Annotated in this window: 16 protein-coding genes and 1 pseudogene; 12 read left to right on the top strand and 5 right to left on the bottom strand. The window is 70.2% G+C overall.

The window, feature by feature from the left end:
* Positions 1–56: 56 nt before the first annotated feature.
* Positions 57–4073, bottom strand: coding sequence for a magnesium chelatase subunit H (locus tag KBZ08_RS04460; protein WP_254971636.1), 4017 nt, complete (start codon positions 4071–4073; stop codon positions 57–59).
* 138 nt (positions 4074–4211) lie between these two features.
* On the opposite strand from KBZ08_RS04460, the gene dapB reads away from it, so the two are divergent.
* The 5 genes from dapB (at position 4212) to KBZ08_RS04485 (ending at position 7542) form a co-directional block, all read left to right on the top strand.
* The gene (gene dapB, locus KBZ08_RS04465; RefSeq protein WP_254971638.1) at positions 4212–5078 is read left to right on the top strand and encodes a 4-hydroxy-tetrahydrodipicolinate reductase; all 867 of its coding nucleotides are present in this window, start codon (positions 4212–4214) and stop codon (positions 5076–5078) included.
* Between the two features lie 19 nt (positions 5079–5097).
* Complete coding sequence (locus KBZ08_RS04470; protein ID WP_106220180.1) at positions 5098–5745, top strand: hypothetical protein; 648 nt, start codon at positions 5098–5100, stop codon at positions 5743–5745.
* Between the two features lie 64 nt (positions 5746–5809).
* Positions 5810–6070 (top strand): high light inducible protein, encoded by a 261-nt coding sequence (locus KBZ08_RS04475; RefSeq protein ID WP_106220181.1) that lies wholly within the window; start codon positions 5810–5812, stop codon positions 6068–6070.
* A 97-nt stretch (positions 6071–6167) separates the two neighbouring features.
* Positions 6168–7409 (top strand): FAD-dependent monooxygenase, encoded by a 1242-nt coding sequence (locus tag KBZ08_RS04480; RefSeq protein ID WP_254971641.1) that lies wholly within the window; start codon positions 6168–6170, stop codon positions 7407–7409.
* Positions 7330–7542, top strand: a complete 213-nt coding sequence (locus tag KBZ08_RS04485) for a DUF2949 domain-containing protein (RefSeq protein WP_254971643.1) — start codon at positions 7330–7332, stop codon at positions 7540–7542. Before KBZ08_RS04480 ends, KBZ08_RS04485 begins: the two co-directional genes overlap by 80 nt.
* A gap of 3 nt (positions 7543–7545) precedes the next feature.
* Here KBZ08_RS04485 and KBZ08_RS04490 read toward each other — a convergent pair whose 3' ends face one another.
* Complete coding sequence (locus tag KBZ08_RS04490; protein WP_254971644.1) at positions 7546–8085, bottom strand: adenine phosphoribosyltransferase; 540 nt, start codon at positions 8083–8085, stop codon at positions 7546–7548.
* 80 nt (positions 8086–8165) lie between these two features.
* Here KBZ08_RS04490 and KBZ08_RS04495 point away from each other — a divergent pair, with 80 nt between their 5' ends.
* The 4 genes from KBZ08_RS04495 (at position 8166) to KBZ08_RS04510 (ending at position 10119) form a co-directional block, all read left to right on the top strand.
* The gene (locus tag KBZ08_RS04495) at positions 8166–8720 is read left to right on the top strand and encodes a DUF3038 domain-containing protein (RefSeq protein WP_254971646.1); all 555 of its coding nucleotides are present in this window, start codon (positions 8166–8168) and stop codon (positions 8718–8720) included.
* A 22-nt stretch (positions 8721–8742) separates the two neighbouring features.
* Positions 8743–9375 (top strand): DUF4335 domain-containing protein, encoded by a 633-nt coding sequence (locus KBZ08_RS04500; RefSeq protein WP_106220185.1) that lies wholly within the window; start codon positions 8743–8745, stop codon positions 9373–9375.
* Positions 9376–9485: 110 nt separating this feature from the next.
* Entirely contained in the window at positions 9486–9731 is a 246-nt protein-coding gene (locus KBZ08_RS04505) for a hypothetical protein (RefSeq protein WP_015108440.1), read from the top strand.
* 10 nt (positions 9732–9741) lie between these two features.
* Complete coding sequence (locus KBZ08_RS04510; protein WP_219903974.1) at positions 9742–10119, top strand: hypothetical protein; 378 nt, start codon at positions 9742–9744, stop codon at positions 10117–10119.
* A gap of 39 nt (positions 10120–10158) precedes the next feature.
* On the opposite strand, the gene KBZ08_RS04515 is transcribed toward KBZ08_RS04510, so the two are convergent.
* Complete coding sequence (locus tag KBZ08_RS04515; protein WP_254971713.1) at positions 10159–10350, bottom strand: hypothetical protein; 192 nt, start codon at positions 10348–10350, stop codon at positions 10159–10161.
* Positions 10351–10376: 26 nt separating this feature from the next.
* Here KBZ08_RS04515 and KBZ08_RS16290 point away from each other — a divergent pair, with 26 nt between their 5' ends.
* Positions 10377–10898, top strand: coding sequence for a hypothetical protein (locus KBZ08_RS16290; RefSeq protein ID WP_261359113.1), 522 nt, complete (start codon positions 10377–10379; stop codon positions 10896–10898).
* Here the strand turns inward: KBZ08_RS16290 and KBZ08_RS04525 are convergent.
* Positions 10832–10993, bottom strand: a complete 162-nt coding sequence (locus KBZ08_RS04525) for a hypothetical protein (RefSeq protein WP_015108444.1) — start codon at positions 10991–10993, stop codon at positions 10832–10834. The genes KBZ08_RS16290 and KBZ08_RS04525 overlap by 67 nt on opposite strands.
* Positions 10994–11155: 162 nt before the next feature.
* Between KBZ08_RS04525 and KBZ08_RS04530 the strand changes: the two genes are divergently transcribed.
* A complete protein-coding gene (locus KBZ08_RS04530; protein ID WP_254971648.1) occupies positions 11156–11662 on the top strand; it encodes a tryptophan-rich sensory protein in 507 nt (168 codons plus the stop codon).
* A complete protein-coding gene (locus tag KBZ08_RS04535; protein ID WP_254971649.1) occupies positions 11628–13169 on the top strand; it encodes a bifunctional aminoglycoside phosphotransferase/ATP-binding protein in 1542 nt (513 codons plus the stop codon). Before KBZ08_RS04530 ends, KBZ08_RS04535 begins: the two co-directional genes overlap by 35 nt.
* Here KBZ08_RS04535 and KBZ08_RS04540 read toward each other — a convergent pair.
* Positions 13166–13336 (bottom strand): annotated as a pseudogene (locus KBZ08_RS04540) (DUF4912 domain-containing protein); the annotation flags it as partial. The gene KBZ08_RS04535 and the pseudogene KBZ08_RS04540 sit on opposite strands and share 4 nt — an antisense overlap.

The following is a 13336-nucleotide window of genomic DNA, read 5'->3' on the forward strand; positions in this document are numbered from 1 at the left end:
ACGGACAGGACCGAGGGGGCCACCCGCGTCTGGCCCCTGCCCCCTGGCCTGCTCGATCAGCCCTCCTTGGTCACCCCTTCGATCCGGTCCTCGATTTCCTGGTAGATCTCCTGGAGCTGGGCGATGTTCTCGTCGGAAGTTTCCCAGTAGCCGCGGCCATTCACCTCCAGCAGGGTGCCGACGATGCGGCGGAAGCTGTGGGGGTTGAGGTCCATCAGCCGCTTGCGCATCTCCGGGTCGTTGATGAAGGTGTCATTGGCCTCCTCGTAGACGAAGTTGTCGACCGCTCCGCTGGTGGCGCTCCAGCCCAGGGTGAAGTTGAGACGCTTGGCCACCTCCCGCACCCCTTCGTAGCCGGAATCGAGCATGCCCTCGTACCACTTGGGGTTGAGCAGCTTGGTGCGCGAATCGAGGCGGATGGTTTCGCTCAGGGAGCGCACCTGGGCGTTGGCCGTGGTGGTGTCGGCGATGTAGCTGGTGGGGGCCTTGCCGTCGTCGCGCAGGCCGGCGATCAGCTTGGTGGGGTCGGAGTCGAAGTAGTGGCTCACATCGGTGAGCGAAATCTCCGCCGAATCCAGGTTCTGGAAGGTGACATCGGCGGTCTTCATCGCCGATTCGAACACCTCGCGGTTCTGGTTCATCTCGCCGGGGTTGTCGGCGTTGAAGGCGAACGTCTTGCGGGAGAGGTACATCTCCTGCAGCTCGCCCTCCTCCTCCCAGGTGCTGTTCTCGACCGCCAGATTGACGTTCGAGGAGTAGCTGCCGCTGGCATTGGAGAACACCCGGGTGGCGGCCTCCCGCAGGGAGATGCCCTGCGCGGCGGCCTGCTCCTGGCTGTGCTTGCGCACGAAGTTCATCTCCAGGGGCTCGTCGGCCTCGGCGGCCATCTTCACCCCCTGGTCGATCAGGGCCATCTGGTTGATGAACAGGTCGCGGAACACCCCGGAGCAGTTGACCACCACATCGATACGGGGCCGGCCCAGCTCCTCCAGGGAGATGAGCTCCAGCTTGTTCACCCGGCCGAGGGAATCGGCCATCGGACGCACACCGATGAACCACAGGATCTGGGCCAGGGATTCGCCGTAGGTCTTGATGTTGTCGGTGCCCCAGAGAACGCAGGCGATCGTTTCCGGCCAGGTGCCCTGCTCGGCCTTCTGACGCTCGATCAGCCGGTCGACCACCACCTTGGCGGCGGCGATGGCCGCCCGGGTGGGGATGGCCTGGGGATCGAGGGCGTGGATGTTCTTGCCGCTGGGCAGCACGCCGGGGTTGCGGATCGGGTCACCGCCGGGCCCGGGCAGGACGTACTCCCCATCGAGGGCCCGCAGCAGGCTCTCCATCTCCATGTCGGCGCAGATCTGCTCCAGGCAGAAACGCAGATAGGTGAAGGTGCGGTCGAGCTCGGGGACATCCACATCCGGGAAGCCGGCCTGGCGGCAGGCGCTCAGCCAGGGGGAGGGCAGCCGGTAGCCGAAGCGCTCCAGCAGTTCGAAGAACCAGCCGAAGTTGCGGCGCAGGGTGACACGGCCATCGGCGCCGGTGACCTCCTTGACCATGGCACCGACGGCGGCGCGGCAGGTTTCGGTGATCACCCGGTTGAGCTCCACATCCGCCAGGACCCCTTCATCGTTGCCCCGGTACACCTCGGCGATGGTGCGGCCGCGGCTCTCGGCCAGCAGTCCCGGCAGGGAACGCAGGCCGTCCTCCTCCCGCTCCAGGGCAGCGATGCTCACCAGGGTGGCGATCGCCTCCTCGGCGGTGGGGGGCTTGCCGATGGTGTGCAGGCCGCAGGGCAGCAGCCGGCTTTCGATCTCCATCAGCTGGCGGTACACCGCCCCGACCACGCCATCACGGGCGTCGCGATCCAGCTCCGCGGCGTCGGCCTCGGGCAGGACCACGTCCTTGTCGAGGTTGCACTGGCGGGCCGTCTCGATGATGGCGTTGACGATCTGCACACCCCGGGAGCTCTCCCGCAGCTGCTGGTAGGAGCCCACCAGCTCGCCAAGCTCCTTGAGCCCCTTGTAGAGGCCGGCGTTCTCCGCCGGCGGGGTGAGGTAGCTGATCGTGGAGGCGTAGCCTCGCCGCTTGGCGATGGTGGCCTCGGACGGGTTGTTGGCGGCGTAGTAGTAGAGGTTGGGCAGGGCGCCGATCAGGGAATCGGGGTAGCAGGTTTCGCTCATGCCCATCTGCTTGCCCGGCATGAACTCCAGGGAGCCATGGGTGCCGAAGTGCAGCACGGCGTCGGCGCCCCACACCTTCTCCAGATAGGTGTAATAGGCGGCAAAGCCGTGGTGGGGGCTGGCGCTGCGGGAATAGAGCAGGCGCATCGGATCGCCCTCGTAACCGAAGGTGGGTTGCACCCCCACGAACACGTTGCCGAAGTGGCGGCCGTAGATGAGCAGGTTGGTGCCGTCGGAATTGAGGTTGCCGGGGGGCTTGCCCCAGTTCTCTTCGAGACGCTCGGAATAGGGGGTGAGCCGCTCGTACTCCTCGACGCTCATGCGGTGGGCGATCGCCAGCTCGGGGGCTCCTTCGAGGGCCTCCGGATCGCTGAGCACCGCCTCCATCAGCTCCTTGGGGGTGCGGGGCATGGCGTCCACCGTGTAGCCCTTCGCCTTCATCTCCTCCAGCACCCGGAAGATCGAGCCGAACACATCGAGGTAGGCGGCTGTGCCGACGTTGCCCTTGTCGGGGGGGAAGCTGAACACGGTGATCGCCAGCTTCTTCTCGGCGCGGGGCTTGATCCGCAGCGAGGCCCAACGGATGGCCCGCTCAGCAATGGCATCCACCCGGTCCTGCAGGGTGTGGGCCTTGCCGGTGGCGTCATCGCGCCCCGACAGCACGATCGGTTCGATGGCGCCGTCGAGCTCGGGGATGGCGATCTGCAGGGCCACCTGCACCGGGTGCAGGCCAAGATCGCTCTCCTCCCACTCCTGGGTGGTCTGGAACACCAGGGGCAGGGCCACCATGTAGGGCCGGTTGAGCCGCTTGAGGGTCTCGATCGCCTTGGGATGGTCCTGGCGGGCCGGGCCGCCCACCAGGGCGAAGCCGGTGAGGCTCACCACCCCGTCCACCAGCGGCTGGTCAGGGTTGAGGGGGTCGTAGAAGAAGGAAGAGACGGGCCGGGAGAAGTCGAGGCCGCCGCAGAACACGGGGATCACCGTGGCGCCCCGGTACTCCAGTTCCTGGATCACGGCCACGTAGTGGGCCTCATCGCCGGTGACGATGTGGCTGCGCTGCAGCACCAGGCCGATCACCGGTCCTCGGCGCGCCTTCTCGCTCAGATCACTGCGGCTGGCGCTCCAGTTGAGGTACTCCTTGAGGTCCTCGAACATCCCCGGGGCCAGCGGGTGCCAGATGCCCAGGTCCGGGAAGACCACCGGGTCGGCCACCGTCAGCTGGGGCCGGCCCAGCTCCGCTTTGCCGAACACGTAGCGGTCGGCCAGCATCAGCAGGAAGTTGCGCAGGTTGTCCGGCGTTCCCCCCAGCCAGTACTGGAAGCTGAGCATGAAGGAGCGGGCGTCCTGGGCCTTCTCCACCGGCAGGTACTTGAGCACCGTCGGCAGGGTGTTCAGCAGCTTGAGCATGGCGTCCTGGAAGCCCGCCCCATTGGCCTCCTTGCGCTTGCGCATGAACTGGGCGATGGCGCTCTTGCTCTGGCCCAGCTGGGCCATCGAGAAGGTGCCCAGCTTGTTGAGCCGCATCACCTCCGGCATCGACGGGAACACCACCACCGCCTTGAGCCGGTCGCGGTGGGGGGCCACGGCGTCCACCACCTTCTGGGCCAGGTCCTCGATGAAGATCAACGAGGCGATGAACACATCGGCCGCCGCCACGTCGGCGCAGAAGTCGGCGTAGTTGGCCGGGTCCCGCAGCTCCTCGATCAGATAGCCGCTCAGTTCGACCGCCAGGGGACCGTTCTGGTCGTTGAGGCCGGTGGCGGCGGTGGTGAGGGCGTTCTGGTACTGGGGTTCGAGCACCACGTAGACGGCCTTCATCACCACCCGGTCGTTGGCGCCATCGGTGGGGGCAGGGCTGACCCGGCGGCTGGCGGAACGGACCTGCGTGAACATGCGGCGGATGCGTTGAGCAATGTGAAGCAGCCTACGGAGCTCCCGCCGGGGACGCGATCGGTTGCAGCGCAGCGTTACAGGCTGCAGCCCTGGCGGCGGGCCGGGCCACATAGGCTCGCCTGGAGTGGTAACTGCCCGATGAGCGCGATCTCCCCGTCCCCAGCAGAGCCGGCACCGATCCCGGTGGTGGTGGCCGGGGCCCTGGGCCGCATGGGCGCCGAGGTGATCAAGGCGGTGCTGGCGGCCCCCGACTGCACCCTGGTGGGGGCGATCGACACCACCCCGGGCCGGGAAGGGGAGGACGTCGGGCTGGCCCTGGGGCTGGGGGAACTGGAGGTGGCGATCAGTGCCGACTTCGAGGGCAGCCTCTGCCAGGCTGGCCAGGCGGTGCGGCAGTCCGGCCCGGGCGGCGGCGCGGTGCTGGTCGACTTCACCCACCCCAGCGTCGTCTACGAGCACTGCCGCGGCGCCTTCGCCTACGGCGTCCATCCAGTGATCGGCACCACCGGCCTGCGCCCCGACCAGCTGGCGGATCTGGCCGCGTTCGCCGAGAAGGCCTCCATGGGCGGGGCGGTGGTGCCCAACTTCTGCGTGGGCATGGTGCTGCTGCAGCAGGCGGCGGCGGCGGCGGCCCGCTTCTACGACTACGCCGAGCTCACCGAGCTGCACCACAACCGCAAGGCCGATGCCCCCAGCGGCACCTGCCTCAAGACCGCCGAGCTGATGGAGGAGCTGGGCAAGACCTTCAACCCCCTGCAGGTGGAGGAGCACGAGAGCCTGGCGGGCTGCCGGGGGGGCCTGCGGGAGAGCGGCCTGCGGCTCCACTCGGTGCGGCTGCCCGGGCTGGTGGCCCACCAGGAGGTGATGTTCGGATCGCCCGGCGAGACCTACACCCTGCGCCACGACACGATCGATCGCAGTGCCTACATGCCCGGGGTGTTGCTCACGGTGCGCAAGGTGCGCCGCCTGGGCGGCCTGGTCTACGGCCTCGAGAGGCTGCTGTGAGCCACCGCCCCGTGGACCGATGCTGATCCCCCTCAAACCCGGCGAACTGCTGCGCCTGATTCCGGCGGTGGCCACCGGACCCCAGTTCACCGCCTGCAGCGGCGACCCGCGCAAGCTGCTGCAGCGGGTGCTGATCTCGGTGATCGGCGGGGTGATCGCCCTGCTGATCAGCCAGACCCTGCTGTTCCGCAGCCAGGCCGGCCCGGTGTTCCTGGTGGTGGGCTTCGTCTTCCTTCTCTATGTGCTGTGGGGGCCGATCCTGGAGGCGGGACGCCGCAACGCCGTGCTGCGGCGCTACCCGGCGGCCGCCATCTTTGAGGGGGTGGTGGCCGACCAGTTCCGGCGGGAGGTGGTGGAGAACCGGCGGGAGCAGGCCAACCGCCAGGGGCGCCTGGAGCTGGTGGAGAACCGCCGCACCTGGCTCTGCCTGGAACTGGAGGACGAGGACGGCTACCTGGGCCAGATCCGCTTCCCCCTGGAGAAGAAGCATGAGCAGATCCGGCGCGGCATGGTGATCCGCTGCCTGGTGCTGAGTGAGCGCAAGGACTTCTCCCGCATCGGCGCCCTCTCCGATGGCTGGCTGCCCCAGGTCAAGCAGTGGGTGGGCGAGTACCCCTATCTGCTGCGGCCGGCCTTCGAGGAGCTCTGCCTGCGGCGGCTCGGGTGAGGACGCTGGACGCATTCGAAACAATGCGTTACAATTCTCGCAACACTTCTCAAGGAGTTCTCCCATGACCGCCGCCGCCCCCACCGCCCTCGATCGCTCCGCCATCCGCGGCGCCACCGTCACCACCGAAGACGGCGGCCGCCTCAACGCCTTCGCCACCGAACCCCGCATGGAAGTGGTGAGCGCCGAGAGCGGCTGGGGCTTCCACGAGCGCGCCGAGAAGCTCAACGGCCGCATGGCCATGCTCGGCTTCATCGCCCTGCTCGCCACCGAGTTCGCCCTGGGCGGCGAGGCCTTCACCCGCGGCCTGCTCGGCATCGGTTGATCGCGGCTCCCCCTCGGGGGACAGCCTTTCTCCGGTCCGCCGTTCACGGTGGACCCCTTCGCCGCAGCAGACTTTCTGTTGCGGCTTTTCTGTGGCCATGCCCGCTTTGCTCCACGCCCGGATCCGGGGCGCTGGCCCCACCGGCGCCCTGGCGGCCCTGGCCCTGGCCCAGGCCGGCTGGCGGGTGAGCCTGCACGATCCCCTGGCCCCGGAGGCGCTGCAGGCCAGGGAGCGGGCCTACGCCTTCACCCACTCCAGCCGGGAGCTGCTGCAGCGCCTAGGGCTCTGGGGTGACCTGCGGCCCACCCTGGTCCCCTTCCGCCGCCTGCACCTGCGCGATGTGGCGGCGGGGCGTGATGTGCGCTTCGAGCCGGTCGACCTGGGCCAGGCCGACGCGGTGGGCTGGATCGGATCGCACCGGCCCCTGATGGCCCTGCTGCTGCGGCGCCTCGGCCAGCACCCCGCCGTCCGTCTGGAACTCGGCAGCGAGGTGCCCTCCGCCGCGACGAACGACCCGGACGGTGCCGACCTGCTGGTGGCCGCCGATGGCCCCGACTCGCCCAGCCGCCAGGCCCTGGGCATCGGCCAGTGGAGCCGTCCCTACCGCCAGGCCTGCCTGACGGTGCAAGTGGAGATGCGCGGCTGTGCCGACGACGAAGCCTGGGAACTGCTGCGTCCGGAAGGCCCCTTCGCCGTGCTCCCCCTCGGCGGGCGCCGCTTCCAGCTGGTCTGGAGCGCGCCGGCGGCCCGCTGCCGCCAGCTGGAGGCCCTCGACGCCCCGGCCTTCCTCGACCGGCTGGCGGGGGCCCTGCCGGACCGGCTCCAGCCCGATGCCCTGCTGACGCCGCCCCGGGCCTTCCCGGTGGCCCTGCAGCTGGCCAGGCGTCTGCATCGGGGCCGCACGGTGCTGGTGGGGGAGAGCGCCCACCGCTGCCACCCGGTGGGCGGCCAGGGGTTGAACCTCTGCTGGCGGGATGTGGCGGTGCTGCAGCGGCTGGCGGAACGGGCGGCCCGGGGCACGCTGTCACCCCGCCGCATCGGAGCGGCCTACGGGCGCCGCCGCTGGCCCGATCTGCTGCTCACCCTGCTGGCCACCGACCTGCTGGTGCGGATCTTCTCCAACCGCCACCGCTGGCTGCTGCCCCTGCGCCAGCTGGCCCTGGCCTGCCTGGCCCGCGTCGACAGCACCCGGGCCCTGGCCCTTCTGGCCATGACCCAGGGACCTTGTCGGCTGCGCCGGCCGCTTGCAGCATGGGGGGATGGTGATCAGCAGCTCTCCCCAGCCCCTGCCCTCTCCGGCCATGGTGCGCTTCCTGCGCCATCAGCTGGGCCTGAGTGAGAACGCGCTCCAGCTGGGCATCCGCCAGTCCCAGCTGGAACAGGCGCCGCTGCCGGCCGTGCTCTGGCGGTTCGGCCTGATCAGCCTCGAGCAGTTCGACCGCGTCCTGGCCTGGCAGGACCAGCAGGGCTGAGGCTCAGCTGTAGATGATCAGGGACTCGATCGGATGCTCCTGGGGCAGCCGGCTGCGGCCGTCGAGGGCGGCCAGTTCCGCCAGGAAGGCGAAGCCGCAGAGTTGCCCTCCCGCGGCCTGCACCAGCTCGCTGCAGGCCGCGGCGGTGCCGCCGGTGGCGAGCAGGTCGTCGACGATCAGCACCCGTTGGCCGCCCTCGAGGGCATCGCTGTGGATCTCCAGGCGGTCGGTGCCGTATTCGAGGCTGTAATCCACGCCGATCACCGCGCCGGGAAGCTTGCCCGGCTTGCGCACCGGGACGAAGCCCACACCCGTGATCGTGGCCAGGGCCGTGCCGACGATGAAGCCGCGGGATTCGATACCCACGATCAGATCCGGCTGCACGCGCTCACAGAGCAGCCCCAGCAGGCGGATGGCTTCGCCCCAGCCCTCGGGATCCCGCATCAGGGGCGTGAGATCGCGGAAGAGGATGCCCGGCTTCGGAAAGTCGGGAATGTCCCGGACCCAGGTGCGCAGATCGATCGAGGAAGGGCTGCTGGCCATCGTGCTGCAGGGTCGTGCTGGTGAAGGGACCGGTACCGGCGACGTGACGGATGGACGGCGCCGCTGGCATCATCGCAGTCATGGCCAAGGACACTTCGGAAGCGGCGATCCAGGACCGCTCCTCCCGCCCCCTGCCCCGCCGGGGTCTGGAGCGTCTCGATCTGATGCTGCTCTGCATGGAGGCGCTCGACCTCAACGGCGGCGAAGCGATGGTGTGGATGAGTGAGCAGCTGGGCTATGCCGGCCTCTTCCCCAACCGGGTGGAGCTGTGGAAGCGGCGTTGCCACAACCCCCTGCGGCGCTCCTGCCGCCGCGGTGAGCTCCCCGTCGCCGAGACCGATGCCCTGATCCGCATCCTCTGCGTCATGGCCGACCGCCTCTATCCGATGCTGCGTTCCCTGCTCTCCAGCAGCGAACCGGAGACGGTGGCGCAGGAACGCTGGGCCCTGTTCCAGGGGCGGCTGGGGGAACTGGTGCAGGAGCGCATGAACCCCCGCCGCAGCGGCGTCCAGAAACTGCTCGATCCCGACGACGGAGCCGCCCAGCGGCTCCAGCTGGTCCAGGGCCTGAGCCTCTGCGCCGGCCAGGGGGGCTTCGAGCGCATCAAGGCGAGCCTGATGGACGCGGTGGCGTGACAGCGGCCGCAGCAGACCCCCCATGGTTCAGAGTTCCGTGATGAAGCAGAGCCTCGTCTTCGATCAGCTCAGCTGCCGGCTTCAGGTGGAAGGTCTCCCCGACGTCTCCATCGGCCAGAGCGGCGCGGCCCTGGGCATCATCACCGGCTGGACCCTGCAGTGGCTGGGCCGGCCCCAGCTAGAGGGGCGCCGTGAGCACCTCCAGGCCCTGATGCAGGTGGTGCTGCCCTACGCCCGCCACCTGATCAGCGGCGTGCGTCGCGAGTTCAGCGTAGCCGGGGAACCGGTCGACATCGGCCCCCACCCCGACGGCGGCCACCGGCTCCTGCTGCGCAGCAGCCAGCCCGACACCCCTCCCCTGGAGGTGCGCCTCGACGATGCGGAACTGGCGGATCTGGTGCGGGTGCTGGATCTGCTGCGGCTCGATCCCCGGGTGCAGCTGCCCCTGGCGATTCCCGATCCGGAGCCCCTCGGGCCCAGGGAACTGATGGAGCGGATACCCCTGCACCGTCGCCTCTCGGCGCCCGTGGGCGGCGCCGCAGCCCTGGCCGTCTCGGCGGCCCTGGTGCTGCTCCTGCCTCCGCCCGCCGTGCCTCCCGCGCCGACGCCGGCAGCGCCGGCGGCCCAGCAGGCCCCGGCCACCCCGCGGCCCTGAGCCACCACCGGGCGGCGAGCGGTTGACGTCGGCCCGGCACTGGTCACACTGGGGGCGACCATCCAGCGCCTCCACGGCCATGCGACGGCCTCAACGATGGGGATGAAACCTTGGGCATGACCTGGTCGGAACTGCGCCGCCGGGTGGCACGGCTCGGGGCTGCCCTGGATGTGGTGGTCCGCAGCGATCCGGAGGTCTGCGGCCTGAGCGGTTCCCATTTCCACCTGACGCTCCATCACGGCGGCCAGGGGGACTGCACGGTCAACGACCTGTCCCTGATCGATTGTCCGAACGAGCTGGTGCTGATGGAGTTCGAGCGGTGGATGCGGGGTGCCGGCTATCCGCTGGAGCCCTGACGACCCCGCCATGCCCCACACCCCCTATCCGCTCCATCTGCCGACGCCGAGGGGACCGACACCGGGGAAGGGCCTGGAACTGCGTCGCCGCCGGCGCCGTCCCTCCTCCCGCTGGCGGCAGGTGCTGGCGGGCCTGCTGCTGATCGGCGCGGGAAGCCTGATCCTGGCCGGGCTGATGCAGCTGCCGGAACGGCTGGATGCGCTGCTGCTGGTCAGCAATGCCATCGCCAACCTGATCGGCGGGCTCAGCCGGCTGAGCATGGGCATCCTGCAGCTGGGCAGCGTCATCGTGGTGGCCCTGCTGGCCCTGATGGCCCTGCTGCTGCTGGTGGGCGGCGGCGTCCGTCTGGTGCGGGGACTCACCGCCCGGCCGCGCCGTCCCTCCTGAGGCGGGGGCACCACGACCGGAAGGGGCCGCGGGGTTCCTTCAGTGGTGCAGCTGCTGGAACCAGAAACCGGCCAGCTGCCAGGACGACAGCAGGAAGATCGCCAGGATCAGCCAGTTGACCCAGGCGGGCCGTTCGCGGTTCTCGAACATGGCGGCGGGGGAGTCGCGTCCTTCGCCCTGATCCTGCCAGTGCGCCCGGTCGGAGCAGGGCCGCGGGACGGCTGGTGGCACAGAACGGCTGTCAGCGTTCCGCCCCCATGCCGAGCGACCACGACTCCGGCCCCGCCTCCGGCGCCCTGCTCTCCTGCCTGGGGTTTCCCGGCTGGGGGGGATTGCACCTGGTCGTCCCCAGCCGGGGGCAGCCTTTCGCCCTGGCCCGGCGCCTCCGGCTCTGCCAGCAGAGCGAGGGGGCCGACGGGGGCCAGCTGCTGCCGGCCCTGCTGCGCCTCCACCGCGATCTGGAGCCCCTCAACCCGGCCCAATGGCCCTGGGCCGGGGAAAACGCCACGGCCTGGCCGCGGACCTGGGGGCATCGCTACCTGCTCATCTGCCGCTGGGGAGCGGCCACACCGCTGCGCATCGCCGCCTGGCAGCGACAGGGGGACGCGGGGGGCTGGACACGGCTGTGTCCGCCCATCCCCCTGTCCTGCTTCGGCGAGCGCTTTCCCGCTCCGCCAGCCGACGGGCCGGGCGGGGCGCCCGGGGGGACGGATCAGGAGACGACCAGGGCCACACCCAGGCCCACCACCATCAGGGCGATGGCCCCCACGGCCCAGTAGGCATGGCTCTGGGCATCCGCCCTGGTCTCGCCGATCACCATCGTGCCTTCGTCGGCGTAGAGGTTGTCGTGGTTCTCGAGGTCGTGGGTGTGCATGGGGCCTCCAGCAAGCTCGTCGGACCCGTCCACCGTAGGAACGCTGGACGGTCCGGTCCGCCGGCGCGACGAACCGACACTCCCGCCCCCACCACCCGCCATGGCCCCGGCCATGGACGGCTCCCTGGCAGGGCCCAATAATGCGCGTGTCTGCAGAGTCCCGTGCCGCCCTGGCTGCTGATCCTGATCGCCGTTTTGGTGATCACCCTGGTCGTCAATCCCACGGAGCGGGATTTCGTCTGGTATCGCAGCCTCCGGCGACCGGAGTGGATCGGCCGGCAACCCTGGGTCGCGCTTGTCTGGCCGCTGATCACGGTCTGCTTCTACGGCTCGGCGGTCGCCTTCTGGCAGTCGACCGGCTCCTGGGGCTGGATGGGGGCCTACGCGGTCCTGCTGGTGCTGCTGCGCAGTCCCCACTGGCTGATCTGCCGCCTGCACAGGCTGACCGCCGGCCTTCCCTTCTGGCTGCTGAGCTGGACGCTCACGCTGGTGCTGGCCCTGATCGTGCGGCCCGCCTCACCCCTGGCCTCGGGGTTGCTGCTGCCGGCCCTGCTGTGGACGCCGGTGGAGGCCTCCATTGCCCTGCGGATGGTTGGATTGAACCGCAAGGAGCACCGGAGCGGCCGTGGACCCGATGATCGCCGCCCTGCTCGATCCCGGCGCCTATGACCACCCGGTCGAGCGGGTCGAGTGCCTGGAGACCCACATCTCCTGGGTCCTGCTGACGGGAACCATCGCCTACAAGATCAAGAAGCCGGTGAACCTGGGCTTCGTCGATTTCTCCACCCCGGAGCGGCGCCGCTGGTTCTGCCAGGAAGAGCTACGCCTCAACCGCCGGCTGGCGCCGGACCTCTACCTCGGCCTCAGCCCGATCCATGGCCCGCCCGAGCGGGCCCGCCTGCACGGCAGCGGACCCCCACTGGAGCTGGCCGTGCGCATGCGCCAGTTTCCCCAGAGCGCCCTGCTGGGGGCCGTTCTGGCGCGCGGAGGCCTCAGCGCCGACCAGCTCGAACGGCTGGCGGATGATCTGGCGGCCTTCCATGCCCTCGCCGCGGTGGCCGGCCCGGAGCAGGACGACGGCGCACCGGAGCTGGTGAAGGCCCCGGCGGTGGCCAATCTGGAGGTGCTGGAGGCCGGCGCCGATGCCGCCACGCCGGAGGTGGCCGCCCTGCGGCAGTGGACGGAGGAGAGCTACGAAGCGCTGCGGCCCACCTTCGTCCTGCGCCGCAGCCAGGGGCGCATCCGCGAGTGCCATGGGGATCTGCACCTCGGCAACCTGCTGCTGGAGGGGGGGCAGATCCGGGTCTTCGACTGCCTGGAATTCAGCCCCGAGCTGCGCTGGATCGACGTGTTCAGCGACCTGGCCTTCCTGGTGATGGACCTGGAGCACCACGACCGACCCGACCTGGGGGCGGTGCTGCTCAACCGCTGGCTGGGCCGCTGCGGCGACTGGGGCGGCCTGCTCACCTGGCGCTGGTACCGGGTCTACCGCTCCCTGGTGCGGGCCAAGGTCTGCGCCCTGCGGCTGCGCCAGCCGGACCTCGACGTCGGCACGGTGCAGCAGCTGCAGGGGGATCTGGAGCGCTACCTCCTGGGCGCCCGGCGCGCCACCGCGGTCCCGGCCCCGGCCCTGGTGATCACCCATGGGGTCTCCGGCAGCGGCAAGAGCCACCGGGCCCGCCAGCTTTGCCGGCGACAGGGCTGGATCCAGCTCAGCTCCGACGTGGAACGCAAGCGCCTCTTCTGCGCCTGGGGCCAGGGGGAGTCGCCCCCCCTGCAGGGGGATCCCTACCGCAGCGAGGTGAGCGACGGGCTCTATGGGCAGCACCTGCCGGAGCAGGCGGACCGCATCCTCACCGCCGGGTACGCGGTGGTGGTGGATGCCACGTTCCTGGGCCGTGACCAGCGCCGGCGGATGGAAGAACTGGCCCGACGCTGCGGCGTGCCGTTCCTGATTCTGGATTGCCACTGCACCCTGGAGCAGGCCAGGCGGCGCATCGAGGAGCGCCGGCAGCGGGGGAGTGATCCCTCCGACGCGGACGCGGCCGTGCTGGAGGCCCAGCTCCGCAGCCGGGAGCCCCTGGAGGAGGGGGAACGCCGGCACGCCCTGGAGGTGGGGGCGGAGCTGACGGCCGGGGATCTGGTTGCCCGGGTGGAGGAGCGGCTGGGGGCCTAGAACCACTCGGCCACGGAGGCCTCGCGGGTGTTGACGTTGGCTTCCGGCGTGGAACGGCGGAACTCCATGGTGATGCTGCGCTTCTGCTCGCCATCGGCCGCCAGGGCCTCGATCGGGTAGAGCTGCTGGCCGTCGCGGAAGGGCACCTGCACCCGGAAGGTGCCGTC

It is taken from the genome of Cyanobium sp. Candia 9D4, assembly GCF_024346155.1.
Taxonomy (GTDB): domain Bacteria; phylum Cyanobacteriota; class Cyanobacteriia; order PCC-6307; family Cyanobiaceae; genus Cyanobium; species Cyanobium minutissimum.

What these genes read in the sequence shown, in the direction of transcription:
- KBZ08_RS04460 (WP_254971636.1), bottom strand. Translation starts at nt 4,073, where the DNA reads ATGTTCACGCAGGTCCGTTCCGCCAGCCGCCGGGTCAGCCCTGCCCCC.
- dapB (WP_254971638.1), top strand. Translation starts at nt 4,212, where the DNA reads ATGAGCGCGATCTCCCCGTCCCCAGCAGAGCCGGCACCGATCCCGGTG.
- KBZ08_RS04470 (WP_106220180.1), top strand. Translation starts at nt 5,098, where the DNA reads ATGCTGATCCCCCTCAAACCCGGCGAACTGCTGCGCCTGATTCCGGCG.
- KBZ08_RS04475 (WP_106220181.1), top strand. Translation starts at nt 5,810, where the DNA reads ATGACCGCCGCCGCCCCCACCGCCCTCGATCGCTCCGCCATCCGCGGC.
- KBZ08_RS04480 (WP_254971641.1), top strand. Translation starts at nt 6,168, where the DNA reads ATGCCCGCTTTGCTCCACGCCCGGATCCGGGGCGCTGGCCCCACCGGC.
- KBZ08_RS04485 (WP_254971643.1), top strand. Translation starts at nt 7,330, where the DNA reads ATGGTGATCAGCAGCTCTCCCCAGCCCCTGCCCTCTCCGGCCATGGTG.
- KBZ08_RS04490 (WP_254971644.1), bottom strand. Translation starts at nt 8,085, where the DNA reads ATGGCCAGCAGCCCTTCCTCGATCGATCTGCGCACCTGGGTCCGGGAC.
- KBZ08_RS04495 (WP_254971646.1), top strand. Translation starts at nt 8,166, where the DNA reads ATGGCCAAGGACACTTCGGAAGCGGCGATCCAGGACCGCTCCTCCCGC.
- KBZ08_RS04500 (WP_106220185.1), top strand. Translation starts at nt 8,743, where the DNA reads ATGGTTCAGAGTTCCGTGATGAAGCAGAGCCTCGTCTTCGATCAGCTC.
- KBZ08_RS04510 (WP_219903974.1), top strand. Translation starts at nt 9,742, where the DNA reads ATGCCCCACACCCCCTATCCGCTCCATCTGCCGACGCCGAGGGGACCG.
- KBZ08_RS16290 (WP_261359113.1), top strand. Translation starts at nt 10,377, where the DNA reads ATGCCGAGCGACCACGACTCCGGCCCCGCCTCCGGCGCCCTGCTCTCC.
- KBZ08_RS04525 (WP_015108444.1), bottom strand. Translation starts at nt 10,993, where the DNA reads ATGCACACCCACGACCTCGAGAACCACGACAACCTCTACGCCGACGAA.
- KBZ08_RS04535 (WP_254971649.1), top strand. Translation starts at nt 11,628, where the DNA reads ATGATCGCCGCCCTGCTCGATCCCGGCGCCTATGACCACCCGGTCGAG.